Source organism: Thiomicrospira sp. (assembly GCF_014859555.1).
In the GTDB taxonomy this organism is placed as follows: Bacteria; Pseudomonadota; Gammaproteobacteria; order Thiomicrospirales; family Thiomicrospiraceae; genus Thiomicrospira.
Window position 1 is genome coordinate 1 of the sequence record NZ_JACUTY010000023.1, and the last position, 26,873, is coordinate 26,873.

The 26,873-nt window shown below is 44.5% G+C and carries 29 protein-coding genes; 15 read left to right on the plus strand and 14 right to left on the minus strand.

Annotation, left to right across the window (positions count from 1 at the left end; translation table 11 throughout):
- Window positions 1-61: 61 nt before the first annotated feature.
- On the minus strand, window positions 62-769 hold the full coding sequence (locus tag IBX48_RS05420) for a DUF5610 domain-containing protein (RefSeq protein WP_296831594.1): 708 nt from the start codon (window positions 767-769) through the stop codon (window positions 62-64).
- Between the two features lie 222 nt (window positions 770-991).
- Here IBX48_RS05420 and prfB point away from each other — a divergent pair.
- The 3 genes from prfB to IBX48_RS05435 all read left to right on the plus strand — a co-directional run bounded on the left by prfB (window position 992) and on the right by IBX48_RS05435 (window position 4,025).
- Window positions 992-2,087, plus strand: a protein-coding gene (gene prfB, locus IBX48_RS05425) for a peptide chain release factor 2 (RefSeq protein WP_296831595.1) whose coding sequence is annotated in 2 segments (ribosomal slippage) — window positions 992-1,063 and window positions 1,065-2,087 — 1,095 coding nt in all. Because the reading frame shifts where the segments join, the coding sequence is not laid out codon by codon here.
- A gap of 49 nt (window positions 2,088-2,136) precedes the next feature.
- Window positions 2,137-3,648, plus strand: coding sequence for a lysine--tRNA ligase (gene lysS / locus IBX48_RS05430; RefSeq protein WP_296831597.1), 1,512 nt, complete (start codon window positions 2,137-2,139; stop codon window positions 3,646-3,648).
- Between the two features lie 191 nt (window positions 3,649-3,839).
- Entirely contained in the window at window positions 3,840-4,025 is a 186-nt protein-coding gene (locus IBX48_RS05435; protein ID WP_296831599.1) for a hypothetical protein, read from the plus strand.
- 137 nt (window positions 4,026-4,162) lie between these two features.
- Here the strand turns inward: IBX48_RS05435 and IBX48_RS05440 are convergent, their stop codons facing one another.
- The 3 genes from IBX48_RS05440 to IBX48_RS05450 form a co-directional block, all read right to left on the minus strand.
- Entirely contained in the window at window positions 4,163-4,612 is a 450-nt protein-coding gene (locus tag IBX48_RS05440) for a DsrE family protein (protein ID WP_296831602.1), read from the minus strand.
- A gap of 141 nt (window positions 4,613-4,753) precedes the next feature.
- Window positions 4,754-5,440 (minus strand): hypothetical protein, encoded by a 687-nt coding sequence (locus IBX48_RS05445; protein WP_296831604.1) that lies wholly within the window; start codon window positions 5,438-5,440, stop codon window positions 4,754-4,756.
- Entirely contained in the window at window positions 5,437-6,021 is a 585-nt protein-coding gene (locus tag IBX48_RS05450) for an RNA polymerase sigma factor (RefSeq protein WP_296831606.1), read from the minus strand. Before IBX48_RS05450 ends, IBX48_RS05445 begins: the two co-directional genes overlap by 4 nt.
- A gap of 373 nt (window positions 6,022-6,394) precedes the next feature.
- Here IBX48_RS05450 and IBX48_RS05455 point away from each other — a divergent pair, with 373 nt between their 5' ends.
- On the plus strand, window positions 6,395-6,925 hold the full coding sequence (locus tag IBX48_RS05455; protein ID WP_296831609.1) for an NUDIX domain-containing protein: 531 nt from the start codon (window positions 6,395-6,397) through the stop codon (window positions 6,923-6,925).
- A gap of 50 nt (window positions 6,926-6,975) precedes the next feature.
- Here the strand turns inward: IBX48_RS05455 and IBX48_RS05460 are convergent, their stop codons facing one another.
- Window positions 6,976-7,743 (minus strand): hypothetical protein, encoded by a 768-nt coding sequence (locus tag IBX48_RS05460; protein ID WP_296831611.1) that lies wholly within the window; start codon window positions 7,741-7,743, stop codon window positions 6,976-6,978.
- A gap of 62 nt (window positions 7,744-7,805) precedes the next feature.
- Here IBX48_RS05460 and IBX48_RS05465 point away from each other — a divergent pair, with 62 nt between their 5' ends.
- Window positions 7,806-8,054: a hypothetical protein gene (locus IBX48_RS05465; RefSeq protein ID WP_296831613.1), complete on the plus strand. Its 249-nt coding sequence runs from the start codon at window positions 7,806-7,808 to the stop codon at window positions 8,052-8,054.
- Between the two features lie 10 nt (window positions 8,055-8,064).
- Here IBX48_RS05465 and IBX48_RS05470 read toward each other — a convergent pair whose 3' ends face one another.
- Genes IBX48_RS05470 through IBX48_RS05485 form a run of 4 tightly spaced genes read right to left on the minus strand, consistent with a single transcriptional unit; the run spans window position 8,065 to window position 11,417 of the window.
- A complete protein-coding gene (locus IBX48_RS05470) occupies window positions 8,065-8,934 on the minus strand; it encodes a metal ABC transporter permease (protein ID WP_296831615.1) in 870 nt (289 codons plus the stop codon).
- Window positions 8,927-9,775: a metal ABC transporter permease gene (locus IBX48_RS05475; RefSeq protein ID WP_296831616.1), complete on the minus strand. Its 849-nt coding sequence runs from the start codon at window positions 9,773-9,775 to the stop codon at window positions 8,927-8,929. The genes IBX48_RS05470 and IBX48_RS05475 overlap by 8 nt, the downstream gene beginning before the upstream one ends.
- Entirely contained in the window at window positions 9,775-10,530 is a 756-nt protein-coding gene (locus IBX48_RS05480; protein WP_296831618.1) for a metal ABC transporter ATP-binding protein, read from the minus strand. Before IBX48_RS05480 ends, IBX48_RS05475 begins: the two co-directional genes overlap by 1 nt.
- Entirely contained in the window at window positions 10,527-11,417 is an 891-nt protein-coding gene (locus IBX48_RS05485; RefSeq protein ID WP_296831619.1) for a zinc ABC transporter substrate-binding protein, read from the minus strand. Before IBX48_RS05485 ends, IBX48_RS05480 begins: the two co-directional genes overlap by 4 nt.
- A 261-nt stretch (window positions 11,418-11,678) precedes the next feature.
- Between IBX48_RS05485 and IBX48_RS05490 the strand changes: the two genes are divergently transcribed.
- From IBX48_RS05490 to IBX48_RS05505, 4 genes are read left to right on the plus strand one after another with little or no spacing between them, the layout of a single operon-like run.
- On the plus strand, window positions 11,679-12,353 hold the full coding sequence (locus tag IBX48_RS05490) for a metal-dependent transcriptional regulator (RefSeq protein ID WP_296831621.1): 675 nt from the start codon (window positions 11,679-11,681) through the stop codon (window positions 12,351-12,353).
- Window positions 12,350-13,411, plus strand: coding sequence for a nitrogen regulation protein NR(II) (gene glnL / locus IBX48_RS05495; protein WP_296831623.1), 1,062 nt, complete (start codon window positions 12,350-12,352; stop codon window positions 13,409-13,411). The genes IBX48_RS05490 and glnL overlap by 4 nt, the downstream gene beginning before the upstream one ends.
- Window positions 13,408-14,856, plus strand: a complete 1,449-nt coding sequence (gene ntrC / locus IBX48_RS05500) for a nitrogen regulation protein NR(I) (RefSeq protein WP_296831625.1) — start codon at window positions 13,408-13,410, stop codon at window positions 14,854-14,856. The genes glnL and ntrC overlap by 4 nt, the downstream gene beginning before the upstream one ends.
- 46 nt (window positions 14,857-14,902) lie before the next feature.
- Window positions 14,903-15,673 carry a hypothetical protein gene (locus IBX48_RS05505; RefSeq protein WP_296831627.1) on the plus strand — a complete coding sequence of 257 codons (771 nt, stop codon included), beginning with the start codon at window positions 14,903-14,905 and terminating at the stop codon, window positions 15,671-15,673.
- Between the two features lie 49 nt (window positions 15,674-15,722).
- Here IBX48_RS05505 and IBX48_RS05510 read toward each other — a convergent pair whose 3' ends face one another.
- Window positions 15,723-16,061 carry a P-II family nitrogen regulator gene (locus tag IBX48_RS05510; protein WP_296831629.1) on the minus strand — a complete coding sequence of 113 codons (339 nt, stop codon included), beginning with the start codon at window positions 16,059-16,061 and terminating at the stop codon, window positions 15,723-15,725.
- 2 nt (window positions 16,062-16,063) lie between these two features.
- Complete coding sequence (gene asd / locus IBX48_RS05515) at window positions 16,064-16,990, minus strand: archaetidylserine decarboxylase (RefSeq protein ID WP_296831631.1); 927 nt, start codon at window positions 16,988-16,990, stop codon at window positions 16,064-16,066.
- 193 nt (window positions 16,991-17,183) lie between these two features.
- Between asd and IBX48_RS05520 the strand changes: the two genes are divergently transcribed.
- The 5 genes from IBX48_RS05520 to IBX48_RS05540 all read left to right on the plus strand — a co-directional run bounded on the left by IBX48_RS05520 (window position 17,184) and on the right by IBX48_RS05540 (window position 23,035).
- Window positions 17,184-18,404 (plus strand): argininosuccinate synthase, encoded by a 1,221-nt coding sequence (locus IBX48_RS05520; protein ID WP_296831634.1) that lies wholly within the window; start codon window positions 17,184-17,186, stop codon window positions 18,402-18,404.
- 21 nt (window positions 18,405-18,425) lie between these two features.
- Window positions 18,426-18,929, plus strand: coding sequence for a phosphatidylglycerophosphatase A (locus IBX48_RS05525; protein ID WP_296831636.1), 504 nt, complete (start codon window positions 18,426-18,428; stop codon window positions 18,927-18,929).
- A gap of 42 nt (window positions 18,930-18,971) precedes the next feature.
- Window positions 18,972-19,265, plus strand: coding sequence for a rhodanese-like domain-containing protein (locus IBX48_RS05530; RefSeq protein WP_296831638.1), 294 nt, complete (start codon window positions 18,972-18,974; stop codon window positions 19,263-19,265).
- A 107-nt stretch (window positions 19,266-19,372) separates the two neighbouring features.
- Entirely contained in the window at window positions 19,373-21,709 is a 2,337-nt protein-coding gene (locus tag IBX48_RS05535; protein WP_296831640.1) for a transporter substrate-binding domain-containing protein, read from the plus strand.
- Window positions 21,710-21,727: 18 nt separating this feature from the next.
- Window positions 21,728-23,035, plus strand: a complete 1,308-nt coding sequence (locus IBX48_RS05540; protein WP_296831642.1) for a dicarboxylate/amino acid:cation symporter — start codon at window positions 21,728-21,730, stop codon at window positions 23,033-23,035.
- 19 nt (window positions 23,036-23,054) lie between these two features.
- Here IBX48_RS05540 and IBX48_RS05545 read toward each other — a convergent pair whose 3' ends face one another.
- From IBX48_RS05545 to IBX48_RS05555, 3 genes are all read right to left on the minus strand, one after another.
- On the minus strand, window positions 23,055-23,795 hold the full coding sequence (locus tag IBX48_RS05545) for a UDP-2,3-diacylglucosamine diphosphatase (RefSeq protein WP_296831644.1): 741 nt from the start codon (window positions 23,793-23,795) through the stop codon (window positions 23,055-23,057).
- Between the two features lie 3 nt (window positions 23,796-23,798).
- The gene (locus IBX48_RS05550) at window positions 23,799-24,305 is read right to left on the minus strand and encodes a peptidylprolyl isomerase (RefSeq protein ID WP_296831647.1); all 507 of its coding nucleotides are present in this window, start codon (window positions 24,303-24,305) and stop codon (window positions 23,799-23,801) included.
- Window positions 24,306-24,381: 76 nt separating this feature from the next.
- On the minus strand, window positions 24,382-24,957 hold the full coding sequence (locus IBX48_RS05555) for a peptidylprolyl isomerase (protein WP_296831648.1): 576 nt from the start codon (window positions 24,955-24,957) through the stop codon (window positions 24,382-24,384).
- Window positions 24,958-25,098: 141 nt separating this feature from the next.
- Here IBX48_RS05555 and glnS point away from each other — a divergent pair, with 141 nt between their 5' ends.
- On the plus strand, window positions 25,099-26,766 hold the full coding sequence (gene glnS / locus IBX48_RS05560) for a glutamine--tRNA ligase (protein ID WP_296831650.1): 1,668 nt from the start codon (window positions 25,099-25,101) through the stop codon (window positions 26,764-26,766).
- The last annotated feature ends 107 nt before the right edge of the window (window positions 26,767-26,873 follow it).

The window sequence follows — 26,873 nt, forward strand, 5'->3', positions numbered from 1 at the left end:
TCCTGCAAAACCTAGATCCTGCAAAACCGGGTGTCTAGATATAGAGCACCAGGCCTGGCACTTAATCCGAACCAGTGGTTTGAGTTAGCACATCATCACTGGATTCTTTTGGGCTGCTGAGTCCCATGGCTTGCATTTGCTGCTCACGGAAAGCGGCGAGTCCTTGCTTCACTAACTCGTGCGTTTTTTCTGCATTGTCTTTAATTGAATCTTTATAAACCCCAAACCCTTCCAATATGTTGGTCGCGTCTTTAAAGCCAGATTCAATCCCGCCGCCAATTACACTTAAGAATTTGTCCAATAAAGCTTCGCCTTCTAAATCGGGGTTAGCGGCTTTGTAAGATTCAAAAAAACCAGTGGTGCCTTGCACGATACGGCCAGCGGTGTTTTCTGGTGACCAATATTCCATGCCACCTTGTTCGGCTAATTTTTCAGCGCTAATTGCATTTGGGCCCAAGTCCGGTGCTAAAACCTCATTCAGTTTTTCAATGGTTTCCTGGAACAAAATGCGCAAAGCATTGGCTTCTTTAGGGGCGCCTTTGCCAAACAAATGCTCAATTAAGTTGGCTTGTTGCTCAACCTTTTGTTGTTCTTTGGTTAGCGGCTTGTCTTGCCCGGGCGCTTGGCTGGATGCATTAGAGCCATCCAGCGAAAACTTCTCGGACTGGCGAGCTTGATTGTCGAGTAATTTCTTCTGAGGCGTCGCATTTTCGATTTGCGACACTTTAGAGTAAGCTTGGTTAAGGCCGTGAGCTGATTGAATAGCCATAGTAAAATCCTTTTCTGGTCAAGGGGTTAGCTTGTTTTTATTTTAACGCACTTTTTATTTAATGTGTTATTTCACCACCAGGCCTGGTGGTTTGCGTCATTTAAGTTATCGGCCAAATAAACGAAAGCTTGAGGGTTGGTGCCCGATTGTTCAAAAACGCTCCTAGAATTTGGCTAATAATGGTATTATTCACGGTTTAATTTTAATGGGATTAAGGCGCAAATGGAACTCAATCCACTGTACAACCGAATAGACGATTACCAAGCCCGCAGCCATGTGCTGAGGGGGTATCTTTGACTACGAAACCAAATCGGAACGTTTAGTCGAAGTATCGCGTGAATTAGAAGACCCTAAAATCTGGGATAACCCAGAAAAAGCTCAGGGCTTAGGCAAAGAAAAAGTCCAGCTTGAAAAGATTGTCGGCACGTTAGATGAATTATTAGGCGGCTTAGAAGCCTGTAAAGAACTGCTAGAAATGGCCGAAGCCGATGACGATGTCGGCATGGTCGAAGAAGTCGAAACTGAACTCGATAGCTTAACCAAAAAGCTTGATGAGCTTGAATTTCAGCGTATGTTTTCGGGTGAGATGGACCCAAATAACTGTTATTTAGAAATTCAGTCCGGCTCTGGCGGCACCGAAGCACAGGATTGGGCCAGCATGTTATTACGCATGTATTTACGCTGGATTGAATCGAAAGGTTTTAAAGCCGAAGTGTTAGAAGTGTCCGACGGCGAAGTCGCGGGTATTAAAGGTGCGACCATTCATGTCGTGGGCGACTATGCTTATGGCTGGATGCGCACTGAAACCGGTGTGCATCGTTTGGTGCGTAAATCACCGTTTGATTCCGGCAGCCGTCGTCATACCTCGTTTGCTTCGGTGTTTATTTCACCGGAAGTCAATGATGATGTCGAGATCGATATTAACCCGGCGGACTTGCGAATTGACGTATATCGCGCCAGTGGCGCCGGTGGTCAGCACGTAAACAAAACTGAATCGGCGGTGCGGATTACGCATATACCCACTAACACGGTGGTGCAGTGCCAAAACGGGCGCTCACAGCACCAAAACAAAGACGAAGCCTTTAAGCAGTTGCGTGCTAAGCTCTATGAGCTCGAAATGCAGAAGCGTAATGCTGAGAAGCAAACCTTGGAAGATTCCAAGTCGGATATTGGCTGGGGCAGTCAGATTCGATCTTACGTGTTGGATTCTGGGCGTATTAAAGACTTACGAACCAATGTTGAAACCGGCAACACCAGCGCGGTGTTAGACGGCGACTTAGACCAGTTTATTGAAGCCAGCTTAAAAGCAGGCTTATAACCACCAGGCCTGGTGGTTGATTACAGAATTAAAATTTAGGGAAAATCGAATGTCAGAACAAACACCTACGCCAGAAGTCGATGAGAACAAAATTATCGCTGAACGCCGCGCCAAGTTAGACGGTTTGCGTAAAATTGGTCAAGCTTATCCCAACACCTTCCGCCGTGATGTGTTGGCGATGGATTTGCAAAACGAATATGCCGCTAAAACCAAAGAAGAATTGGCGGCCATGGAGCCAGTGCGCGTTAAATTAGCCGGTCGTATGATGTTGCGTCGCATTATGGGCAAAGCCAGCTTTGCCACCTTGCAAGACATGAGTGGGCGCATTCAGGTTTACGTGACACGTGATGAGTTACCGGAAGGTTTTTACAATGAACAGTTCAAAAAGTGGGATTTAGGCGACATTGTGGGTGTATCTGGTTATTTGTTTAAAACCAACACCGACGAATTATCCATCCATGTTGAATCCATTGAGTTGATCACCAAAGCTTTGCGTCCGTTACCGGATAAGTTCCATGGCTTACAGGATCAAGAAGTACGTTATCGCCAGCGTTATTTGGATTTGATTATGTCTGAACAAAGCCGCAAGACTTTTGAGATGCGCTCAAAAATCATCCAGGCGATGCGTGAATACTTTGTACGCAAAGGCTTTATGGAAGTTGAAACCCCGATGATGCAGGTCATCCCCGGCGGAGCATCAGCCAAGCCGTTTGTCACCCATCACAATGCGTTAGATATGCCATTGTTTTTGCGTATTGCGCCAGAGCTTTATTTAAAGCGTTTGTTAGTCGGCGGGTTTGAGAAGGTATTTGAAATCAACCGTAACTTCCGTAACGAAGGTTTATCAACTCGTCATAATCCAGAATTCACCATGGTGGAGTTTTATGAGGCTTATGCCGATTACAACGACATGATGGACTACACCGAAGAAATGTTTAAAGAACTGGCGCAGTTAGCACTAGGAAGCGGCGAAGTGCCCTACCAAGGTCAGGTGTTCCATTTTGATAAACCGTTTGCACGTATTCCGTTAAAAGAATCCATCGCCATGTTTAACGAAGGCGTCAATGCGGATGATTTAGACGATATTGAATACTGCATCGCGTTGGCTGAAAAGCTCAAAATTGATGTGCGTCCGGGTTATGGTTTAGGCAAAATTCAAACTGAGATTTTCGAAGAAACCGTTGAACACCGTTTAATGGACCCCACCTTTATCACCGAATACCCAGCGGAAGTATCACCTTTGGCACGCCGTAAAGATGACAATCCGTTTGTGACGGATCGTTTTGAATTGTTTATCGGAGGACGTGAATTGGCGAATGGTTTCTCAGAACTCAACGATGCCGAAGACCAAGCTGAACGTTTTATGGAACAAGTACGCGCAAAAGACGAAGGCGACGATGAAGCCATGCATTACGATGCCGACTTTATCACCGCACTAGAACACGGCATGCCACCCGCCGCCGGGCAGGGCATTGGTATCGACCGTTTAGTCATGCTATTCACCGATTCAGCCAGCATTAAAGACGTGTTGCTATTTCCGCACATGCGTATCCAAGGTTAATGTCCCAAGTGCCGGGCCTGGTGCTTGGCTAAACTTGGTGGGTTAGATCTGTTATTGGGTCTAACCCAAACTAAACTCCATTCAACCTAGTGAGGCTTTCTATGCTTCATCCTGACTTTCGCGCCAAAGCGCATCATATTTTATCGTCAACCGAAGCGTTCGTTTTGGCTTTAAAACCTTAGATTAGCTCTTTGGAAGATTTTGAAAATACAGCACGTGAACATTCAACTGTCCGTCGGCTAAAATCGAAGCAAATTTTGGAAGAAGCGATTGTTAACGAACCGTTAGATACCTTAATCGGATCAATTGAAACCCTGCACGCTCATCACCTGTTGTGGATTAAAAAATGCCATATTGTCGAAGGTACGTCGGAATAAAGTTCAGATCAATGCGGGTGGTTGGACATGAAAAAACCGCGTGTTTCATCGAATCACGCGGCTAAAATTGGTTTATAAAAAAAGCTAAAGAATAAATGTTCAGTTGGTTTTAACCAACTTGCTAGCTTTTGGCAATATTAAGGTCTTAAATACATATAACCTTGTTGCTGTAAATGCGCCAGCTCCGCTACACCAGACGGCACAATGTCGCTTTGTTTTGCATCATATAATTCATTTAAGGCAATATTTTTTCCTTTAAGTGTATTTGCACAAATATTAAAGTCTACACCTTGAGATTTTAGGTTATCCACGCGCGCTTGTAAGGCTGGGTCTGTTTTAGCGTGTCTTAATAGTTCGATGCCATTGCCGTGCATAACCACTTTTATGTTAAGTCTATCCGCACCGACACCATTGATATGGTTTTGGATATTTCTAAGCGCGCCACCTTGTCTTTTTATGTCATCGTAATTGACATGGTAAATCACTTTTTGCTCACTGTATTTATTTTCAGTCGCCAAGGATTGAGTGGATGTTAAAGCCAGTAAGCTGGCTAAGGTGATCGAAAATAGGGTTGTTAATGTTTTCATCTGAATAACCTCATTATTTATATTTAAATTATTTTAGAAAGCTTAGTTTCTTTGTTTCTCATATAAATAACGCGTTTATTCCCTATTTATTCCATCGTTATTTTTTATTGCTAAATCAAATAAATATATAAAGCTATATTATTAAATCTTAATATAGGTCCAGCCTTGTTTCATTTTGGCCACGACCTCATCCACCGCCGGCGAGTCGGCACGTACTTTGTGCAGTAGATGGAAGGCCTCACCTTGTTTTTCTAAGCGTTCAACCGTGCGCTGGCAGGCCATTAAATGCAAATTATCGTATTGACTCAATAATTGCATAACCTGATTTGAGGTTGCTAGCGAGGCATCAAATAGTTGAATACCTTCGTGGTTTGCAATGATTTCAACTTGGGCATCTGGACGGGTATCAAGCAGATAACGCGCTTTTTCGAGGGTGGCCGCCAACTTATCGGGTTGGTTGGTGTCTAAATGCACAACAAAATTTGTCGCGACAGGGGTTGCAGCATCATTTATCGCCACTTTGATCTCTAGTGGGTTGAGCGTTTGATAGCTGTAAAGGGAAGCCGATCCGAGCAAAGCGCCCAACAAAATCGAGGCGGCTATCCTGCTAAATTGAGTGGCTGACTTTAATCTAGGCAGGTTTAGTTTGGGCGGGCTAATGCGTGAGTAGTGTTGATGCACTTGACGTTTGTTATGTGTGAGTTCACATAATTCGGCTTTTAAGGTTGGGTTGGTCGCCAGTTTTTGTTCAAACTCGGCGATTTCGTGAGGCGACATTTCGCCATCCATATAGGCATGAATTTGATAAAGGGAAAATCGATTATTCATTTCTGGGCCTCCAGGTAGACCACTTTATTAGCGCCTGACACGGCTTTATCTTCTTTTAGTAAATGTTTAAGTTGATTGCGGGCCCGCGAAAGGCGTGACATAACTGTACCAACTGGCACGTCTAGTATTTCGGAAGTTTGCTGATAACTCAAGTCTTGTAAATCTACTAGGGTAATAATTTCGCGCTGTCCGGCATTGAGTTCACCGATGGCTTGATGAATTTTAGAGTGGGTTTGCTCCTCAATAAAGGTATCTTCAGAAGAAGGGCTTGAAAGCTGACTGTCGATTTCGGTTTCTTCCACAAATAACCATTTATGATCATAGCGCAGCTTATCCATATACAGGTTGTGCATGATTTTGCATAACCAAGGCATCATCTCATCCAGTTGTTTGAGCTGGTGATTTTTTTCGATGGCTTTAAGCATGGTTTCTTGTACCAGGTCTTGGGATAAGGGTTTTTGTTGTGCCCAAGAATAAGCCAAGCGATATAAATCTGCGTAGTGACTATGTAACCGTTCATTAAACTGAATTGTTTTTTGGTTGGGATTTACCCAGCCTTGTATGGTTTTTATGACTTTCATGTTTTATCTGACCAGGTTATAAATTCTGATTTCTGATTTAACGCCTATTTAGCAAGCTTTTCAAGCTTATTAGGGTTTTGATATATAAGGTTAAAATAGTATAAATTTTATTTTGGTTAGTATTAAGAATCAGTGAATTAATGGTGGTTTCAAATAGTTATTGACTGATATTGCGCTAAATTCAGGTTTTCATGAATGCCGCTAAGCCGAAAATGCCTAACCATTTTTTGCTATCCTGCCAAAGTCGTTTTAAAATGCAATCGCTTTAGGGCCGCTCGATTAACCCCTGGTTGATTCTGGCCACGCCAAGTCATTCCTCTCGGCGTTGCAAATGTTTACGCTTTGATCTGAAAAACCCTATTTAGGAACGTATATGAAATTACTTAAAGAGTTGATCCATCCTGAGCTTAGTTCACGGGATGGACGTGTTCTGCGACGTCACGCGGCTCGTGGCATCGTTTTGCGTGAGGATAAAATTCTGTTGTTATTTACCGAGCGTTATAACGATTTTAGTTTGCCGGGCGGCGGCGTTGATCAGGGCGAAGATATTCAAGTGGCGTTAAAACGTGAGCTGGAAGAAGAAACTGGTGCGCGTGATATTCAGGTGCAGGCGCATTATGGTTTTATCGAAGAGTATCGACCCTATTGGAAACCGGACTACGACTTGATGCATATGACGTCGCATTTCTTTGTTTGTGAGGTGGCCTCGCAACTGGCTGAGGTGCGCATGGAAGACTATGAAGTTGCCAATGGCATGAAACCTGTATGGATTTCAGTTGATGAGGCCATGAACCACAACCGCCAGGTTATGTCCCGTCAAGAAAAAACCATGGGCCAATCCATTCAGAGGGAAACCTTTATGCTAGAAAAAATTTCTTTGGAGTTGGTCGCTCAGTTAGCTTAAAGAAGAGACTTGATTTCTTTAGTTCAGGGGTTAATCGAGGTGCCCATGAATTAGTTTAGCTGGCTTTTGGCTATGTTATTTAATTGTTCGGCTTTAATACCGGCTTCGCTGGCAAAACCTAAAGCACGTGTAAGCCGAGCCGGTGCAGAGCGCCCCATGCATTTGTGTTCAGGATCACCGGCAAAGGCTTCACTTAAGCCTTGCATTAAACGTTGGCGATCTTGTTTTTGATGGGTAAGCCAGTCTTGAATATCTAATACATCATTCGCCACCGCTTGCATTAAATCAGCGTGCTTGGTTTCAAGTTGTTGAACGTCGCCACCGACTTCTAAGCCGGCAATGTTGGTGGTGAGGATATAGAGGTTTTTACGCACCAGCTCGTATTCAAGTTCATCACTAGAATCCACGATATAGCTAGGTAGATCAAGTTGCGCTAACGCATCGAAAACTAAACGTGCTTTTGGGCCATAAATAGGCGAGGGCATCACTACCTTGCTGTCCATACCTTTCTTTTTTTCAAACCAAACCGAAATCACGGTTGGGTTTTCAATCGCATGGGCTTGCCAGTCACGTGGTAAAAGCTCGTTTTGAATTAATACTAAGCGGTCTTGCCAGCGTGCTGGCACTTCGCTCAACAGGGTATGAATATCGGCTTCACCTACTGCAATAATTACGGCCTCTGGATCAACTTGATCAACCAGTTCAGCCATTGAATTATGACGGGTAACCGGGGTGACGCTATAACCTAACTTTAAACAACCGCGTGCTAATACACTGCCTAATTCGCCTAATCCAACGACAACGACACTTTTATTCATGTGACCGACTCCTAATGTTCTACAATAGTGAGCTAGTTTAATCAGGATTGGAAGGAGACGCAATGGAGAAAGAACGCATCCCGTTTACTTGGCATTACTATGTAATGGGTTTGGGCGCGGTGGGCTTGTTTTTGGCCCTGACCTTGTTGGCTTGGGGATCGGCCGTGAGCAGTTTAGGTTTTATTATTTTAGCGCACCCTATGATTCGTTTTAGCGGGCCAACGCGAACCGTATTTTTACTGTTGTTTGCCCTAATGTACGGGTTTGCTTTTCCAGATGCCGATGCGGTGAGAGGCTTAATGGTCGACTAGTCGCTGGATTTTATAGTTTTGACGCTATATGGGCGGTGTGTCGGGCTTGCTGGAGTCGTTTAATCAATAAACTAATTAGCAGTAGCAGCCCGGCGGCCACACCCATTGAGGCCGATAAAGCACTGTCTATCCACGCGGCTAAACCCAGTCCAATCAACACCGCCGCTTGAGCGAAGAGCACGGAATAAAGCAGCATTTTTGCCAAGCTATTGGCAAATAAATAGGCTGTGCTGGCCGGAATCACCAGTAGGGCGACGACTAAAATCGATCCTACCGCATCAAACGACGCGACCGCTGTAATAGACACTAAACTCATTAGCATATAATGCCAAAATGCAGCACTGATACCTAAAGTGGTCGCCAGTAACGGGTGAAAGCTGCTGAGTTTAAAGCGTTCAAACGCGAATCCAATCACCACGAGGTTAATTAACAACACACCCAGCGATAACCAAAAAGCTTTCGGGCCCCAGTTAATATCGAACGCGTGCAGGGTGTTAAAAGGAATAAACGCCATTTCACCAAATAACACATGATCATGATCGAGGTGGACGTGGTCGGCGTAAACTGCGATTAAAATAATGGCTAAAGCAAATAACCAAGTGAAGACCAGTCCTAAACTGGCATCGGCCGGTACCGCGGCTTTTTGATGAATCCATTCGCTTAACCACGCGGTTAACAGTCCCACCAAAACCGCGCCGCTTAACAGCCAAATTACATTGGTTTGACCAAATAAGATGAACACCAATACGATGCCCAGTAACACCGAATGGCTGATTGCGTCACCCAGCATCGACATGCGGCGCAAAATTAACAAGCTACCGACCAACGCGCAGGAGGTGGCGATTAAACTGGCGGTGATGAAGATCCAAAACTCATACATGGCGTAGGCCTTGAATTCGGGGTGCGATTAACCAAGATAAACCAAATAACAGCCCCAGTATTAACACAATCCAAGGGCCGGTCGGCATGTGTGGAATCATCAACGAAATCTGAGTGCTGATACTGGCACTGATCACGCTCATCATTGCGGCGATCACTAGGAGAGATTTTAAAGATTGCGACCAAAAACGCGCAATCGTAATCGGGATTAATAAAGCCGCCGCCATCAATACCACGCCCACAATTTGCAAGCCGATCACGATGGTTAATACGAGTACCAGTGCAAAACTCAGCTCATAAGCTTTTAAGTTAAGGCCTAAGGTTTGCGCATATTGCGGATCAAAACTCATTAAACGTAACTTGTGGAATACCACCGCAATAAAACACAGCGAAATAATCGCGACCCAGCTTAACCAAATGACATCATGCTGGGTAATTGCGGCAGCTTGGCCAAACAGTAAACGATCTAGCCCGGATTTATTGGGGGTCTCGAGTGTTTGAATATAAGACAATGCCATCATGCCTATCGAAAAAAACAGCGACAGCACAATCGCCATCGCGGCATCGTTCTTGATTTTGCTCACCCGTGTGATCCAGCTAATTAAATAGTAAGCAAGTAGGCTACTAATCAATGCCGAAATAAGCACCAGGCCTGGTGCTTTGCTTTCAAATAAAATAAACGCCACCATAATGCCGGGTAGGGCGGCGTGGGCTAATACATCGCCAATTAAAGCACGTTGTCGTAACACGGCAAAACCGCCGACTACCGCCGCGCTGATGCCCAGAAGCAGTGTGCCGGTTAATACCCAAGCCAGGTTAGCATCTTGCCAAAATGCCAACATTAATTTGAACCCTCTGAATTCACGAGCCCTAAGTTTTGTAAGATAGGTAAACGTCCGTCATAGGTTTTATTTAGATTGTCGAGCGTGAGCACTTCTTGTATAGGGCCATAGGCGACTAAGCCGCCATTGATCATAATCACCCAGTCAAAATAGTCTTTTAAGGTGTTGAGGTCGTGATGCACGCACACCAGCGTTTGTTGGTTAGATTTGAGTTGCTTAAATAACGCGACGATGGCTTTTTCGGTGGCGATATCCACGCCAGCAAACGGTTCATCCATTAAATAGAGTTTGGCTTGTTGGGCGAGTGCGCGGGCGATAAATACACGTTGTTGCTGGCCGCCAGATAATTGACTGATTTGACGTTGGGCAAACGCCTGCATACCGACTTTGTCGAGACTTTGTAACGCCAGTTGGTGATCGTGTTTGCTGGGTCGTTGCCAAAATTTAAGCTGACCATGACGCCCCATTAACACCACATCCAATACACATATCGGAAAATCCCAATCGACTTCCTCACGCTGAGGCACATAGGCAATGTTGTGGTATTGTTTTTTGAGCGGCTCGCCGAAAAAGCTGACTTCGCCAGATACTTGTGGCAACAAGTTCATCAAGCCTTTTAATAAGGTTGATTTCCCCGCCCCATTGGGGCCAATGATGGCGGTGGCTTGAGATTGAGGCAAAGCCAAACTGATATTCTGCAATACCTTATTGGCTTGATAACCGGCGCTCAGGTTGTGGGTAGTTAATGCGTTCATTTCAACGCCTTTACTATGGTATTGGTATTGTGGCGCAACATGCCAATATAGGTGTCTGTTCCCTGTTTTTGATCACCTAAGGTATCGGATAATAACTCGCCGCCCAATTTAAGTTGACCCCCTTCGGCTTTAACACCGGCAATCAGCGATTCGATTGAGCGCTTTGGTACACTGGGTTCCATGAACACAGCTTTGACTTGACGTTGTTTGATGACTTCTTTAAGTAAGCGCAAATCATTCAAACCAAACTCCACCGTAGTATTGATGCCTTGTAAACCCATTACATCCAAGCCATAACTCACACCATAATAGTTAAACGCATCATGTGCGGTGATTAAAATGCGCTGGTTTTGCGGGATGGTATTGATTTGCTCACCAATCCAAATATGTAAGTCGTTTAATTCTTTTATATAAGCTTCGGTGCGCTCAGAGAAATAGTCGGCTTGTTCAGGTAGTTTTTCGCTCAGCGTGGCTTGCACACCTTTGGCCGCTTGCGTCCACAAACGCACATTTAACCAAATATGCGGGTCAATCACATCCTGCTCATAAATTAAGTCATCTTGATTAAGATAATCAGCTACCGAAATCACGGGTTTAAGTGAGGCCAGGTTTTCTAAGACCGATTGCATACGGCCTTCCAGGCCCAAACCGTTATAAAACACCAGATCCGCATGCGCCAGTTTGCGCATATCACCAAAGGTCGCTTTGTAATAATGTGGGTCAATGCCTATTCCCATTAAACTGCTGGCCTCGATTTGGTCACCACCAATTTGCTGAACTAAATCCTGCACAATGTTGGTGGTGGTAAGTACTTTTGGCTTTGCTATTAAAAAGGAGCTGAAGCTGAGCGCAAGCGTTAGGGTGATCAGTTGTATTAAATTCTTCATTTATCCAGGTTGTGTTGATTGTGCTAATCAAAAGTTTAGTCTAGGCTAAACTTGAATAAAAATCCAGTCTGCTTTATGCAAATATTAAACATCTTGCTTAAGAATTTTGGTTTGCTAAATCATGTTTTTAGTGTTTAACGGATGGTTATAGTGAATAATTGAACAAAAAATTAACGGTCAGTTGCACTGAAAAGCAGATTTTTGCTTTGTTATGGGGCAAAATAGAAAACCCTTAAGGTTTAAATAGTAACAAGGAACGATATGTCGGCGTCTAAGGCGATAGAAGATTATCTAAAGTGCATTTATAAACTCGAAGATTTGAGTCTTAAAGACAAAGGTGTTCACACCTCGGCGATTGCAAGCCGATTGGGTGTGGCGCAAGCATCCGTTTCGAATATGATTAAAAAGTTATCTGAGCAGGACTATGTTGAATACGCACCTTATTATGGTGTGTCTTTAACCGAAAGTGGCCGCCAATTAGCTTTGCAAATGATTCGTCGACATCGTGTAATTGAGCAATATTTAGTCGAACGATTGGATTATTCATGGGATGAGGTTGATGCGGAGGCCGAAGTGTTAGAGCATGCCGTCAGCGATAAGTTGGTGAATGCGATGTGGGATGCGTTAGGGCGGCCATCACACGATCCGCACGGTTCGCCGATTCCTGATCAAGACGGCATAATTTTGCCCCAAAACCTAGTGCCACTGAGTGAGTTTTCGGAAGGTGCGCAAGTTCAATTGGCCAGAATTAAAAATCGCTCACCGGATGAATTGCGTTATTTATCCTCGATTGGTTTAACCATGGGGGTTGAGGTGCGGATTAAATCCAAAGCCCCGTTTAATGGCCCATTAATGATCGAAGTGGATGAGTGTCTGCATGCGCTTGATTATCGATTAGCAACGGCTCTAATGGTTGAAACCGGTGATATTACATGACTAGCTTAGCTGAGCAAGCCGCCTGGGATGAGTTATTAGATGGGCTGGCGACGGCCGTAATCTGGGTCGACAGTCAGCAAAAAGTCGGTTATATGAACATTGCCGCGGCCGAGTTATTACAGGTGAGCACCAAGCGGATTGTGGGCGTGCCTTGGAAGATATTATTACCAGGCCTGGTGGATGATTTAACCAGCTTTGGTGAGCAGCGTTTAACCATACACGAATATCAAGTTCAACTGCCCGATTTGCAGCGCCTACGAATCAGTTGCACCTTTTCTAACTACGAACATAACGGCCAAGATGGTTGGCTAGTCGAGTTATTTAATACCGAACGCCATCATCGTATTGTCGAAGAAGACGAACGCTGGCATCAATACGAAGCCGGTAATTTACTCGTTAAAACCCTAGCGCATGAGGTCAAAAATCCATTGGCCGGAATTTATGGCGCCACCCAGCTTCTGCAAAAACGCTTTCAACAAGACACCAAAGCCTTGAGTTTTTTAGATGTGATTGCCAAAGAGGTACAGCGTTTAAAAAACTTAGTGGATTCGATGCTTGGCCCGCGTCAAAGCGCGCAAAAAGAATTACACAATATTCACGAAGTGATTCGGCATGTGTTGGGCGTAACCAAACCTGAATTTCCACCTAATGTTCAGTTAATGCTCGACTATGACCCCTCCATTCCTGAAATTCTGATGGATTTCGAGGCTATGATTCAAGCTTTGATGAACTTAATCAAAAATGCCATGCAAGCGATGGAAAAACATGGCGGTTTGATGACAATTCGTACCCGCGTGGAACGTAAATTTACCTTGGGTACGCATACCTTTCCGTTGGTAGCCGTCGTGAGTATTCATGATGAAGGTGAGGGCATTCCTAAAGAAGTATTCGATTCGATTTTTTACCCGATGGTGAGCAGTAAAAAAGAAGGCACAGGTTTAGGTCTGCCAGTGGCGCAAAACATTGTGCGTCAGCATGGTGGTTTGATTGTCGCTGAAAGTGAACCGGGCCATACCGTATTCCATATATATTTACCGTTTGATAGAGGTGAGGCATGACGTTAAAAACACAACCAGGTGAAACCCATGTCGAACCGATTGTTTGGATCGTTGATGACGATGCTTCGATTCGCTGGGTATTAGAAGCCTCATTAGAAGATAAGCCTTATCAGGTTAAATCATTCGACTCGCCCACACTGGCGTTAAAGCATTTAAATGATTTTCCACCGACCGTGATTGTGAGTGATATTCGCATGCCGGACATGGATGGCTTGACGTTTATGGAGGCGATTCACGAATTTGATAAAACCATTCCGGTGATTATCATGACTGCGCATGCTGACCTAAACACCGCTGTGCGTTCGTATCAAAGTAAAGCCTTTGAATACTTGCCCAAGCCATTTGATATTGATGAAGCCCTAAGCCTGGTGGATCGCGCGATTAAACGCCAGATGTCCGGTGGTCGATCAACTCGCACACGTGCTGAGTCAGCCGCCAGCAAACAGCCGCTCAACATTATTGGTGCGGCGCCGGCGATGCAAGAGGTGTTTCGCATCATTGGTCGGGTGTCACAGCTAGATGTGACCGTGCTCGTAAACGGCGAAACCGGGACGGGTAAAGAATTGATTGCACAGGCTCTGCACGAACTGAGCCCGCGTTCTAATAAGCCATTTGTGGCGTTAAATACTGCCGCGATTCCGCGAGAATTGTTGGAGTCGGAATTATTTGGTCACGAAAAAGGCGCGTTTACCGGCGCGCACTCACAGCGCACCGGACGTTTTGAACAAGCCCACGGCGGCACCTTGTTTTTAGATGAGATTGGCGATATGCCGGTCGATTTGCAAACCCGCTTACTGCGGGTATTAAACGATGGCAGTTTTTATCGGGTCGGCGGACGTGATCCGATTCGAGCCGATGTGCGAATTGTCGCCGCCACCCACCAGAATATGGAACAGTTGGTGCGTGATGGGCATTTTCGTGAAGATTTATTGTATCGTCTGAACATTATCCGCATCAAAATTCCACCATTACGCGAACGTCGAGAAGACATTCCATTGTTGTTGAAATTTTATATGAATAAAGAAGCCCAATCCCTTGGACTGGAAGAAAAACAGTTTGGAAAAGAAGTTGAACGTTTTTTATCCAATTTAGCTTGGCCGGGTAACGTGCGCCAATTGCGCAGTTTGTGTACTTGGTTGACGATTATGGCACCAGACAAATTGGTGCATATGGAAGATCTACCTTTAGAATTACGTTCGGCTTCCCCTGTGGTTGAGTCCGATAGCCAAGTGGATGACTGGCAAACTCCTTTGCGGCATTGGGCGGAAGCTTTTTTAGCGTCGGGTAAAGAGGGTTTACATACCGCCGCCGAACCCTTGTTTGAGAAGGTGTTAATCGAAACCGCTCTGCAGGCCAGTCATTTCCACCGTCAGAATGCGGCGATTCAATTGGGTTGGGGGCGTAATACCTTAACGCGTAAGTCTCAAGCCTTGGGCTTGGATTAATTGGACACTTTATTATCGTGATAATGATTCCTAAAGAGCTGGCCGAATGATCTGGGAAGTTTGGCAATATTTGACCACGCCCAGCTCTAAACTGGCGCGTCAGATGGGGTTTTTATATGAGTCCATTGCCATGTCTGCGCGTGCTAAACGCTGTCACAGCGCTTGGCAGCCGCATTATCAAAACTGCCAGTTGGCGATTGAACAGGCGGTATCGACATGCCGTTCGAGACGTAAAGTTTTGGTGTTTGGTGCCGGTACGCTACAAGACATTCCATTAGGCTTATTAAGCGAAACCTTTGATCAGGTGTTGTTGGTTGATCTCGTTATATCGCGTAATGCGCTAAAGTTGCTTAAATCCTATCCCAATATTGAATATATTGAGGCAGATGTGAGCGAAAGCTTACATCTACTGCAGGCCGGAATTCTAAAGGTCGAAACGCCTAAAGCCTGGTTGGATGATGAAGCGATTGACTTGGTCGTGTCACTTAATCTTATTACGCAATTACCTTTGTTACCGGTACGTTGGTTGAAACGTAAATTTCAAATATCAGACTCGCAAGCTGATCAACTCGGGCAAGGCTTAATAAAGGCACATTTAGATTATTTACAGCGTTTTAATGCTTGTGTGTGTTTAATAGCTGATCGAGTTGACCGAGAGTTTAATCGTCAGGCTGAAAAAACCGATGAGTTTGATCCTTGGTGGGGAATAAATCCGCCGCAAACGAGTCAAACTTGGCAGTGGGAAGTGGTGTCGCTTGCAGAGAGTGGGACGGCTAAACGCTGCCAAGTTAATGAAGTAGGGGTGTCTTACTGGTAAAAAGGGGAAATATAGAAACCATCAGATTGATGGTTTCTATTGAAGCAAATTAAAGGGCTTCTGGACCGGTTTCACCGGTGCGAATACGAATGGTTTGTTCAATGCTGGTGACAAAAATCTTACCATCGCCAATTTTGCCGGTTTGGGCGGCTTGTACAATCGCGTCAATCGCATTATCAACTACTTCGTTCGCGACCGCGATCTCAAGTTTTAATTTAGGTAAAAAATCGACCACATACTCCGCGCCACGATACATTTCAGTATGGCCTTTTTGGCGACCATAACCTTTTACTTCAATCACGGTCATGCCGTGAATGCCAATATCATGTAAAGCGTCACGTACGTCGTCTAATTTAAAGGGTTTAATTATTGCCGTAATCTGTTTCATGATTAATAGCCTCCAGTGGCGTGTTCATCAAGTTCATCGTCGTTGTTGTCAGGGTAATCGGTTTGTTGCTGCGGAGGGTTGGGGAATTCAAAAGCTTCCCCCATTTTGACAAAACGTTCAGTTTGTTCGCCCAGCGCTGGGAATTGATTTTCAGGGGTCACTAAGACCACCGTTGAGCCCATGTTAAAGCGCCCAATTTCATCACCTTTTGCAAAGTAGTGAGGTTCGTGACGGTAATTCCAGTGTTGTAAGGTCGGCGCATAAGGTGGTGTGATTTTGCCTTCGAAAACCGTTTCCATGCTGCCGACAAAAATCGCACCAACCATCACCAAACAAAATGGGCCATGTTGGCTTTCAAAACGTAACACCAAACGTTCGTTGCGTGCAAACAACCCGGGCACTAGTTTGACTGTGGATGGGTTAACCGCAAATAGATCACCGGGCACATAAGTCATCGACATGAGTTTGCCGCTGATAGGCATATGTACGCGGTGGTAATCTTTGGGGGACAAATAAATCACCGCAAAGTCGCCGTTTTTAAACTGTTCGGCATAATGAATGTCGCCGCCCATCAAAGCTTCAGCCGTGTAATCGTGGCATTTGGCTTGAATCATGCGATTACCATCTAATGAAGCGGATTGGCTAATTACGCCATCGGCCGGGCTTACCCAAACCTCATCACCTTCGTGAATCGGGCGGGCTTCGGGTTTCAACGCACGGGTGAAAAACTGATTAAAATCTCGGTAGGATTCGATATCCGGCTGTGCGGCTTCGGTTATATCAATCTTGTAAATTTTGCTTAAGGCTTTAATGGTTTGGTTTTTGATCCAAGGTTGCTTGATTTGCATAAACCAGTGCATGCCGCTCGATAACAGGTGTTTGGGTAGAAGGTATTGCGGCGCGACTTTTACGTAATCCATTAACGACATATTTAAATTGGCCTTTTTATTTAAAATAAAGCATCAGGTTGTCTAATAGACATGTCCTAAAGCTTAGGATTTTAAGGTATAATTCCGCAAAATTATAGGGTTTAGGCCAGTTAAATTTTTAAACGCTGAACCACCAGGCCTGGTGGTTGGTTTTAGGGTTTTCTGGTCAGGATTTAGATTAAAAGGAAACAGCATGTCGCAAGTTAAAAAAGTAGTACTGGCTTATTCAGGTGGATTAGATACCTCTATTATCGCAAAGTGGTTACAAGACGAATATCAATGTGAAGTCGTGACCTTTACCGCCGACATTGGCCAAGGTGAAGAAGTTGAGCCGGCGCGCGCTAAAGCGCAAGCAATGGGCATTAAAGAAATTTACATTGAAGACTTGCGTGAAGAATTTGCACGTGACTTCGTGTTTCCGATGTTCCGCGCAAATGCAATTTATGAAGGTGAATATCTATTAGGCACTTCGATTGCGCGTCCATTGATTTCAAAACGCTTAGTTGAAATTGCCCAATTAGTCGGTGCGGATACGATCTCGCACGGCGCAACCGGCAAAGGCAACGACCAAGTGCGTTTTGAGCTAGGTGCTTATGCATTGATGCCGGATGTTAAAGTGATTGCACCTTGGCGTGAGTGGGATTTGAATTCGCGTGAAAAATTGATGGCCTATGCTGAGCAACACAACATTGCGATTGAAAACAAAAAAGGCAAAAAGTCACCTTATTCAATGGACGCCAACCTACTGCATATTTCTTATGAAGGCGGTTTGTTAGAAGACCCGTGGAATGAGCCGGAAGAACCTATGTGGCGTTGGTCGGTGTCACCGGAAGCCGCGCCGGATACACCAACCTACATTGAGTTAAGTTATGAAAAAGGCGACATTGTTGCTTTAGATGGTAAAGCTTTATCACCGGCCACGATTATGGAAGAATTAAACAAAATTGGTGGCGCCAATGGGATTGGCCGTGACGACTTGGTTGAAAACCGTTTTGTGGGTATGAAGTCACGTGGTTGTTACGAAACCCCAGCCGGTACCATTATGATTAAAGCGCACCGTGCGATTGAATCCTTAACGCTAGACCGCGAAGCCGCGCACCTTAAAGATGAGCTTATGCCTAAGTACGCCAAGTTGGTTTATAACGGTTTCTGGTTCAGTCCAGAGCGTGAAATGTTGCAAGCGGCGATTGATAAGTCACAAGAAACCGTAAGCGGCGTGGTGCGTTTAAAACTCTACAAAGGCAATGTGGTTGTAGTCGGGCGTAAGTCAGAAAACAGCTTGTTTGATGAGTCTATCGCCACGTTTGAAGACGACAAAGGTGCGTACAACCAAAAAGACGCGGAAGGCTTTATTAAGTTAAATGCATTGCGTTTACGTATTGCGGCACGCAAACGTCAATCTAGCAAAGTTTAATAGCTCATAAAGGCAAATAACATGACCAATCCAACTTGGTCTGATCTGCTCAAAAACCCAGCTTTAATGCTGGGTTTTGGTTTTGGTTCAGGCTTATCACCTAAAGCTCCTGGCACAGTGGGCACCTTGCTTGGGGCCGCATTGTTTATTCCGCTGATAATTTATAGCATTGAACTGGCTTGGGTCGTATTTGGCCTAGCATTATTAGCTGGCAGCTGGATCTGTGGCCGATCGGCAGAGCTGGTGGGCGTGCATGATCATGGCGGCATCGTTTGGGATGAATTTGTTGGTATATGGTTGGTGTTATTGTTGTTGCCAACGCAAGCTTGGACCGGCGATCACCAGGCCTGGTGGTGGTTGGCGGCATTTGCCGTATTTCGGTTTTTCGACATCGTAAAACCCTGGCCGATTCGCTGGGTTGATGCCAAGGTATCAGGTGGTTTTGGTATCCTGCTCGACGATCTATTGGCCGCCGTATTTTCTCTTATAGGGATATGGGTTATTTATATGAGTATTTTGGTCTAGTATCCTGTATATTAGCCCCCAATTAAGGATTGGAGTTAAACGATGTTTATTTCTTGCGAAGACACAAAGCAATTAATTAATGAAAAACAAGCCCAGCTGGTAGATGTTCGTACCCCAGAAGAATTCGTGTCTACTCAGCTACCCGGCGCAATCAATATTCCGTTGCACGAGATTGACCAGGTAGCGGCGCTTAAGCTGGATAAAACACGTCCGGTGGTGGTGTTTTGTCGTTCAGGCCAACGTTCTTATATGGCGCAACAAATTCTGATGGGGCAAGGGTTTGTTGATGTACATAATATGGGGCCGTTTTCTGCTTGGTTTCAGTGTCCGGATTAATTAAGGTTGACCACTAAGTTCTAATAATCCGCATTAACGCAATTTTTGATTGGCAAGCCCTGTAAGTTTCGATATATTGATTCAAAACCTCAAACTTAAGAGAACATATGGTATTTCGAACATTTGCAGGCCATATTTTCAGTGCATTTCTAGCCAGCATTCTGCTTGGCCTTAGCTTAAATCTTCAAGCCGCTGATCCAGTTACATTACAGTTAAAATGGCATCATCAATTCCAATTTGCTGGCTATTATGCGGCGATTGAGAAAGGCTTTTTTGCGGAAGAAGGGCTCGATGTAACCCTATTGGAACGTGATCCAGAACAAAATAATATTCTACAAGTTCTTAATGGCCAAGCCGACTATGGTATTGCCGATTCCGCCTTGTTTTTGTATCAATCGCATAAAGTCGGCGTGCGGGTTGTCGCGCCGATTTTTCAACATTCGCCAAATGTTTTGATCACATTAAAATCCTCTGGTATTCAATCACCGCAAGACTTAGTCGGTAAACGTGTACGTTTTTACCAAAATGATGCGGAAGGTTTTTCGATTATGGCGATGTTGGCCGAATACCGAATTTTAGAACAGGGCGTGATACGCCAACCCTTTTCTACAGATTTTAACGTATTGTTAAACGGCGAAACCGATGCGATTTATGGATACAGCACCAACGAACCTTTTGTTCTGCGTCAAAAAGGCGCGGATATCCATATCTTAAACCCGGTTAATTATGGCATTGATATGTATGGTGACATGCTGTTCACGACCTCGCGTGAAATAGAAACTAATTATGCGCGAGTTGAAGCGATGCGACGGGCGGTGATTAAAGGCTGGCAATATGCGCTGGATAACAAAGCCGAAATTGCGCAGCTGATTATAGATAAATATTCAACCAATAAATCTTTTGACGCTCTAATGTATGAAGCCAATGGTATTGAGCAAGTTGTGGCACGTTTTACGGTGCCGATTGGCACAATTGATCGGGGTCGTTTACAACATATTTCCAAATTATTTGCTCGCCAAGGTTTATTGGATATGGAGTTTTCGATTGATAAAAATATTTACAATCGGTCAGACAGTAATGCTGGTGAAATTAACTTAAGCTCTGAAGAGCAAGCCTACATTGCGAATAATAAGACAATTCGAGTTGGGGTGGATCGTAGTTGGTATCCATTTGATTTTATAAATAATAAGGGTCAGCATGACGGTATGGCGGCGGACTATCTGGCTCTTTTATCGCAACGTTTAGGCTTAACGTTTGAAGTTGAACGTGATGCGGATTGGCCAAGCGTGTTGCGTTTAATGCAAAAAGGGCAGCTGGATATGTTAGTCATGGCCGCCAATACGCCTGAACGTTCAGTTTACGCTAGTTTCACCCGACCCTATATTCGCTCACCGATGGTGGTGGTGACGGATCAGGCCATCGACTTTCTGGATGGTGCAAATGATTTACAAGGTAAAAAGGTGGCGGTGGTTACGGATTATGCGTCGCATGAATGGTTAAAGGCCCATCACCCCGAAATTAACCTGGTTCAGGTGGATAGCACGGCCGACGGTTTAAGAAAAACCGCATTGGGCGAAGTGTTCGCCTTTGTAGATAACTTGGCTTCGGTTAGTTTTTTAATAAAACAAGAAGGATTGGTAAATTTAAAAATATCCGGTCAATTGCCTTATTCATTTGATCTGGCGATGGGTGTGCGAAATGATGAAACCTTACTGAGAGGGATTCTACAAAAAGGTTTGGATTCGATCACACCTCAGCAACAGGCCGAAATTTATGAAAAATGGGTGCGTTTAGAATACGATACTCGCGTAGATTACTCAAAAGTGTTACCGGCCTTTATTGGTATTTCGATTATTTTGTTTTTAGTTATCCTTTATACTTTGCGCCTCAGAACCTTTCATGGTCGGCTGCAAGAAGCCGAAGAAGCGCTAATTGAAAAAAATGCTGAACTTGAAAAATTATCAATTACCGATAAGTTAACCGGTGCTTTTAATCGGCATAAATTGGATGCGTCATTGCAAGACCTGATTGTGGTGTCACATCGTTATGGTCGAGATTTATCGATCATTCTGTTTGACTTGGATTACTTCAAACACGTTAACGATCAATATGGTCATCAAACCGGTGATGAGGTTTTACGTGTGTTTAGCGGTTTAGTAAAACAGACGGTGCGAAAAAGTGATGTGTTTGGTCGCTGGGGGGGTGAAGAGTTTTTGCTAATATGCCCTGAAACCAATCTGAAGCAAGCACTGGATTTGGCTAATAAAATTCGGCTGTTAATTTCGAGTTATCAGTTTAAAGAAGGGTTTTATCAGAATGTAAGCTGTGGTGTGACCAACTTAAAGCCGGATCAAACCGCGGATCAACTGATTTCGTATTGCGATAAATTACTCTATGAAGCGAAAAACACCGGCCGTGATCGCGCGGTTACGGATAGTGAATAACCGAGATTAGGAGAGGGAATGAAGTTAGCGTTGCATTGGCAAATCATGATTGCACTGGTTTTAGCCGCCATAATGGGCAGTACAACTGGGGTAACGGGTCAAGTTTTTGGGATAAGTTGGATTGCGATTTATGACTTTGTCGGTACGTTATTTTTAAATGCCCTCAAAATGATTGTGGTGCCGTTAGTCGTATCGGCCATTATCATTGGAGTAAGTAATGTCGGTGGCCAAGGTGGTTTTAGTCGTCTGGGCTTAAAAACCCTGAGTTATTATGCCTTAACCGGTTTGTCGGCGATTATTATCGGTTTGTCGGTGGTGAACATCATTCAGCCAGGTGTCGGGCACGGCGAGGCGCCTGTAATTGAAGCCGATATGCAATTGATGGGTGCGCTTGAAGGTAAAGGCACGGGCGATATTGTTGAAGTTTTTTTAAGGATGGTGCCGGATAATGTTTTTGCGGCCGCCGCCGAAATGCAGATGCTGGGCTTAATCTTTTTCAGTATTTTATTCGGTTATTTTATGACACAGTTGACCGGGCGAACCCGTGAAACCTTGCACGATTTTTGGCAGGGTGTGTTTGATATCATGATGATGATCACCAATCTGGTGATGAAATTCGCACCTTATGGTGTATTTGGTTTGGTTGCCGCTTCCGTTGCTCGCACTGGGTTCGAGCAATTTGAAAATTTGGCCTGGTTCTTTATCACCGTCTGCATAGCATTGGCTTTGCACTTTTTTGTTGTAATGAGCTTGGTTTTAAAGTTTGTCGGCCGTATTCAAAACCCTTGGTTGCATTATCGAGCGATGTTTCCCGCTTTGTTAACCGCGTTTTCAACCAGCTCATCATCGGCTACCTTACCGGTGACTATTTCGAATGTTGAAAAGCGTGCAGGTGTCTCAAATCGGGTGTCCAGCTTTGTGTTGCCTTTAGGTGCAACCGTAAATATGAATGGTACCGCCTTGTATGAATGTATCGCAGTATTATTTATTGCGCAGTTGTTTGGTGTCGAATTAAGTTGGGCACAGCAACTATTAGTGGTGGTGTTGGCGTTAGCTACTTCTATTGGTGTAGCCGGTATTCCTTCAGCCAGTTTGGTGGCGATTAGTGTTATTTTGATGGCGGTCGGTTTGCCGATTGAAGCTTTAGGTATTTTACTGGTGGTGGATCGATTGTTGGATATGATGCGCACCTCCGTCAATATTTTTAGTGATTCAGTCGGTGCCGTGGTGATTGCACGTTCAGAAGGGGAGTTGAATTTATTAAAACCCGTGCAAGAAGAACAAAAAATAGCGGCCGCCGCTAAAGCTGCCGAGCGGCTAGATTAACGGTCAGAGAATGGCGTTTTTAATCTAATTTAATCAGGCTGATGTGCTGGTTAATGATTTTGATGATTTGGGTTTCAGGCCGCCAATCGCCCAGCACCCAACGTTGCTTTTGCATACCGTTTAGCATAAAACAGTGGTGCGCGGGGCGATGTGTATGGCCATGAATGATATGCACAACTTGCGGATGTCGCGCACATAAGTCTTCTATGGCTTGGTTGGAAACATCCATAATGTCGGCTTGTTTGTGTTGCGCTTGTTTACCCGATTGTTGACGTAATTTTTGAGCGATATTCAGGCGTGTTTTTTTAGGTAAATGCAAAAATAACCACTGCACCCAAGGTTTACGAAACCAATCACGCATACGTTGATAGTCTTTGTCATCGGTGCATAAACTGTCCCCATGCAATAGCAAACAATCCACACCCTGAATTTGGGCAAGGGTTTCATCCTCTATAAACTCAGCTCCACTGGCTTGCCAAAAGGCTTGACGCATTAAAAAGTCGCGATTGCCATATCCTATGTAAAGCTTAGTGCCAGAATCGGTTAATTTTTTGAGCGCGTTGATTTCAGTGTGATACAGCGGAATGCTGAGATCGTCACCCACCCAGGTTTCAAACAAATCACCTAAAATATAAACCGAATCGGCCTGCAAGGCTTGTTGGCTAATAAAACTTATAAAGGCTTGGTTTATGGGGTGATGATGGTCTGGCTGAAGATGCACGTCAGCCAGAAGATAGCTATGGGGCGGGTGAGAAGGCAAGTGTTATTCAGCCGCTTTAACCGTGGTGTTTTCCACCAAAATATCTTCAACCGGTACATCTTGATGGCCTTGGCGGCTAGTAGTGGCGACTTTGGCCATATTTTCAACCACGTCCATGCCTTCTACAATTCGACCAAATACCGCGTAACCCCAACCTTGTGGGTTTTTGCCGGTGTGATCTAAAAAGTCGTTGTCTTTTAGGTTGATAAAAAACTGCGAGGTGGCCGAGTTTGGATCCATGGTACGCGCCATAGACAATGAACCTTTTAGGTTTTTAATGCCATTATCGGCTTCGTTTTCAATCGGTGCACGTGTGGTTTTACTTTCCATGCCAGGTTCTAAGCCGCCGCCTTGTACCACAAAGTTGGGAATGATGCGGTGGAATATGGTGCCGGTATAAAAACCGTCTTCAGCATACTTCACAAAATTAGCGGCACTGATCGGCGCATTTTTATGATCGACCTCAATCGTGATATCGCCTAGTGTTGTGTGAAAAACAACCTGTGTCATTCTGATTTTCCTTTTTAATAAGAACCCCATACCACCAGGCCTGGTGGTATGGTATGTTTGATTTTAGAGTGTAAATTTAACGAATTTGACGTACTTTTTGAATCACAACTGGCTGTAACGGCACATCTTGGTGACCCATGCTGCGACCGGTAGGCAGGTTGCGAATTTCATTGACCGTTCTCATGCCTTCAACCACGCGTCCGAAAACCGCATAACCATAAGCACGCGGTGTTTTTTCACGAAAGTCGAGTGAGCTGTTGTTAGCGACGTTAATGAAAAACTGCGAAGTGGCTGAATGTGGGTCGTTGGTGCGCGCCATCGCAATCGTGCCAATTTTGTTTTGCAGGCCATTATCGGCCTCATTTTGAATCGGTTTTAGGGTCGGTTTTTGTTTCATGTTCTCTTCAAACCCGCCACCTTGAATCATGAAGTCGCGAATCACGCGATGAAAAACCGTGCCTTCGTAAAACCCACTTTTAACATAAGCTAAAAAGTTCTCGACGGTTTCTGGCGCGTCTTCTGGGTAAAGTTCGATAATCATTGCACCATGACTGGTTTCCATTAAAACACGTGGATTTTCGGCTTGGGCGGTCATAAATGGAGCAAAAAATAGGCTGAATAGTAAGCCGATGCGTAACAGTAATTTTGACATGGTCAGATCCTTAAATTAGATTGAATTGAGGGCATTTTACCATTGATCAACTCAGCAAGGAACTGCATCTAAGGCCGTGTTATGCTTGAATTGCAATGTTATAATGGTTAACTATTTTTTACACTTATATGGATTTTGTCGATGAGTCAGGCTGAAGCAGGTGAACGCGCCACTAATTTTATTCGCAACATAATTGATGAAGACCTTGCAAGCGGGTTGCATAAAAGTATTCAAACTCGTTTTCCGCCTGAGCCAAATGGCTATCTGCATATTGGTCATGCCAAGTCGATTTGTTTAAACTTTGGACTGGCGGAAGATTATTCGGGTCAGTGCAATCTGCGCTTTGACGATACCAATCCGGAAAAAGAAGACCTTGAATACGTGGATTCAATTCAGCGTGATGTGACCTGGTTGGGTTTTGAATGGTCAGGTGAGATTCGTTATAGCTCGAATTATTTTGAATCTTTTTACCACTATGCATTGGAGCTGGTGGAAAAAGGCTTGGCGTATGTGTGTTTCTTAAACGCCGAGCAACAACGCGAATATCGCGGTAGTTTGACCGAACCGGGTAAAGCGAGCCCGTATCGTGATACAACGATTGATGAAAATCGTGGTTTGTTAGAAAAAATGCGCGCCGGTGAATTTAAAGAAGGCGAGTGTGTATTGCGCGCCAAAATTGATATGGCGTCGGCTTTTATGTGTATGCGTGATCCGATTTTGTATCGAATCCGTTTTCAAGCGCATCATCAAACTGGTGATGCTTGGTGCATTTATCCTATGTATGACTTCGCGCATTGTATTTCGGATGCGATTGAAGGTGTGACCCATTCTTTATGTACCTTAGAGTTCCAAGACAACCGCCGTTTATACGACTGGATTTTGCACAATATTACCTTGCCGAGCGAAACACGCCCACGTCAGTATGAGTTTTCGCGTTTAAACTTAGAATACACCGTGATGTCGAAGCGCAAGTTGCACCAGTTAGTCAATGATCGCATGGTGTCCGGTTGGGATGATCCACGTATGCCAACGATTTCGGGTTTGCGCCGCCGCGGTTATACGCCGGCTTCGATTCGCAGCTTTGCGGATCGCATTGGCGTGAGTAAAGTCGATAGCTTTACAGAAATGAGTATTTTGGAAGCGGCGGTACGCGATGACTTAAACGTGCATGCGCCGCGTTCAATGGCGGTGCTTAATCCAGTTAAAGTGGTGATTGAAAACTACCCAGAAGACCAGCTTGAGCCGATTCAAGCGCCGATTCACCCACAAAATGAAGATATGGGTAAACGCGAAATTTGGTTTGGACGTGAAGTTTATATTGATCGCGATGATTTCCGTGAAGAGGCCAACAAACATTTTAAACGTTTGGTATTAGGCAAAGAAGTGCGTTTACGTAATGCTTATATCATTAAAGCCGAACGTTTTGAAAATGACGAACAAGGTGAGCTTAAAACTATTTATTGCACTTATGACCCAGATACCTTGGGTAAAAACCCAGCGGATGGTCGTAAAGTCAAAGGCGTGATTCACTGGGTTGAAGCCAGTAAAGCGGTAGCGGCTGAATTCTATTTGTATGATCGTTTGTTTAATGTGCCAAACCCCGGCAAAGCTGAAGATTTTGAAGTGGTATTAAATCCCGAATCCTTAATGATTAAACAAGGCTTTGTTGAGCCAGCTTTAGCCGATGCCACGCCAGAGTTAGCTTATCAGTTTGAACGAGAAGGCTACTTTTGTCGCGATAACAAACAACCAGGCCTGGTGTTTAATCGCACGGTTGGTTTAAGAGATACCTGGAGCGAACAAGCTTAAAATATTCAGCTGTCTTAGAAGGTTTTATAGTTGGGCACCTCGATTAACCCAAAATGAATTCTGGCAACGCCAAGTTTGTCAGATCAAGGCGAGAACGTGAAGGAATG

Coding starts and splice junctions, on each gene's coding strand:
- IBX48_RS05420 (WP_296831594.1), bottom strand. CDS start 769: ATGGCTATTCAATCAGCTCACGGCCTTAACCAAGCTTACTCTAAAGTG.
- lysS (WP_296831597.1), top strand. CDS start 2,137: ATGTCAGAACAAACACCTACGCCAGAAGTCGATGAGAACAAAATTATC.
- IBX48_RS05440 (WP_296831602.1), bottom strand. CDS start 4,612: ATGAAAACATTAACAACCCTATTTTCGATCACCTTAGCCAGCTTACTG.
- IBX48_RS05445 (WP_296831604.1), bottom strand. CDS start 5,440: ATGAATAATCGATTTTCCCTTTATCAAATTCATGCCTATATGGATGGC.
- IBX48_RS05450 (WP_296831606.1), bottom strand. CDS start 6,021: ATGAAAGTCATAAAAACCATACAAGGCTGGGTAAATCCCAACCAAAAA.
- IBX48_RS05455 (WP_296831609.1), top strand. CDS start 6,395: ATGAAATTACTTAAAGAGTTGATCCATCCTGAGCTTAGTTCACGGGAT.
- IBX48_RS05460 (WP_296831611.1), bottom strand. CDS start 7,743: ATGAATAAAAGTGTCGTTGTCGTTGGATTAGGCGAATTAGGCAGTGTA.
- IBX48_RS05465 (WP_296831613.1), top strand. CDS start 7,806: ATGGAGAAAGAACGCATCCCGTTTACTTGGCATTACTATGTAATGGGT.
- IBX48_RS05470 (WP_296831615.1), bottom strand. CDS start 8,934: ATGTATGAGTTTTGGATCTTCATCACCGCCAGTTTAATCGCCACCTCC.
- IBX48_RS05475 (WP_296831616.1), bottom strand. CDS start 9,775: ATGTTGGCATTTTGGCAAGATGCTAACCTGGCTTGGGTATTAACCGGC.
- IBX48_RS05480 (WP_296831618.1), bottom strand. CDS start 10,530: ATGAACGCATTAACTACCCACAACCTGAGCGCCGGTTATCAAGCCAAT.
- IBX48_RS05485 (WP_296831619.1), bottom strand. CDS start 11,417: ATGAAGAATTTAATACAACTGATCACCCTAACGCTTGCGCTCAGCTTC.
- IBX48_RS05490 (WP_296831621.1), top strand. CDS start 11,679: ATGTCGGCGTCTAAGGCGATAGAAGATTATCTAAAGTGCATTTATAAA.
- glnL (WP_296831623.1), top strand. CDS start 12,350: ATGACTAGCTTAGCTGAGCAAGCCGCCTGGGATGAGTTATTAGATGGG.
- ntrC (WP_296831625.1), top strand. CDS start 13,408: ATGACGTTAAAAACACAACCAGGTGAAACCCATGTCGAACCGATTGTT.
- IBX48_RS05505 (WP_296831627.1), top strand. CDS start 14,903: ATGATCTGGGAAGTTTGGCAATATTTGACCACGCCCAGCTCTAAACTG.
- IBX48_RS05510 (WP_296831629.1), bottom strand. CDS start 16,061: ATGAAACAGATTACGGCAATAATTAAACCCTTTAAATTAGACGACGTA.
- asd (WP_296831631.1), bottom strand. CDS start 16,990: ATGTCGTTAATGGATTACGTAAAAGTCGCGCCGCAATACCTTCTACCC.
- IBX48_RS05520 (WP_296831634.1), top strand. CDS start 17,184: ATGTCGCAAGTTAAAAAAGTAGTACTGGCTTATTCAGGTGGATTAGAT.
- IBX48_RS05525 (WP_296831636.1), top strand. CDS start 18,426: ATGACCAATCCAACTTGGTCTGATCTGCTCAAAAACCCAGCTTTAATG.
- IBX48_RS05530 (WP_296831638.1), top strand. CDS start 18,972: ATGTTTATTTCTTGCGAAGACACAAAGCAATTAATTAATGAAAAACAA.
- IBX48_RS05535 (WP_296831640.1), top strand. CDS start 19,373: ATGGTATTTCGAACATTTGCAGGCCATATTTTCAGTGCATTTCTAGCC.
- IBX48_RS05540 (WP_296831642.1), top strand. CDS start 21,728: ATGAAGTTAGCGTTGCATTGGCAAATCATGATTGCACTGGTTTTAGCC.
- IBX48_RS05550 (WP_296831647.1), bottom strand. CDS start 24,305: ATGACACAGGTTGTTTTTCACACAACACTAGGCGATATCACGATTGAG.
- IBX48_RS05555 (WP_296831648.1), bottom strand. CDS start 24,957: ATGTCAAAATTACTGTTACGCATCGGCTTACTATTCAGCCTATTTTTT.
- glnS (WP_296831650.1), top strand. CDS start 25,099: ATGAGTCAGGCTGAAGCAGGTGAACGCGCCACTAATTTTATTCGCAAC.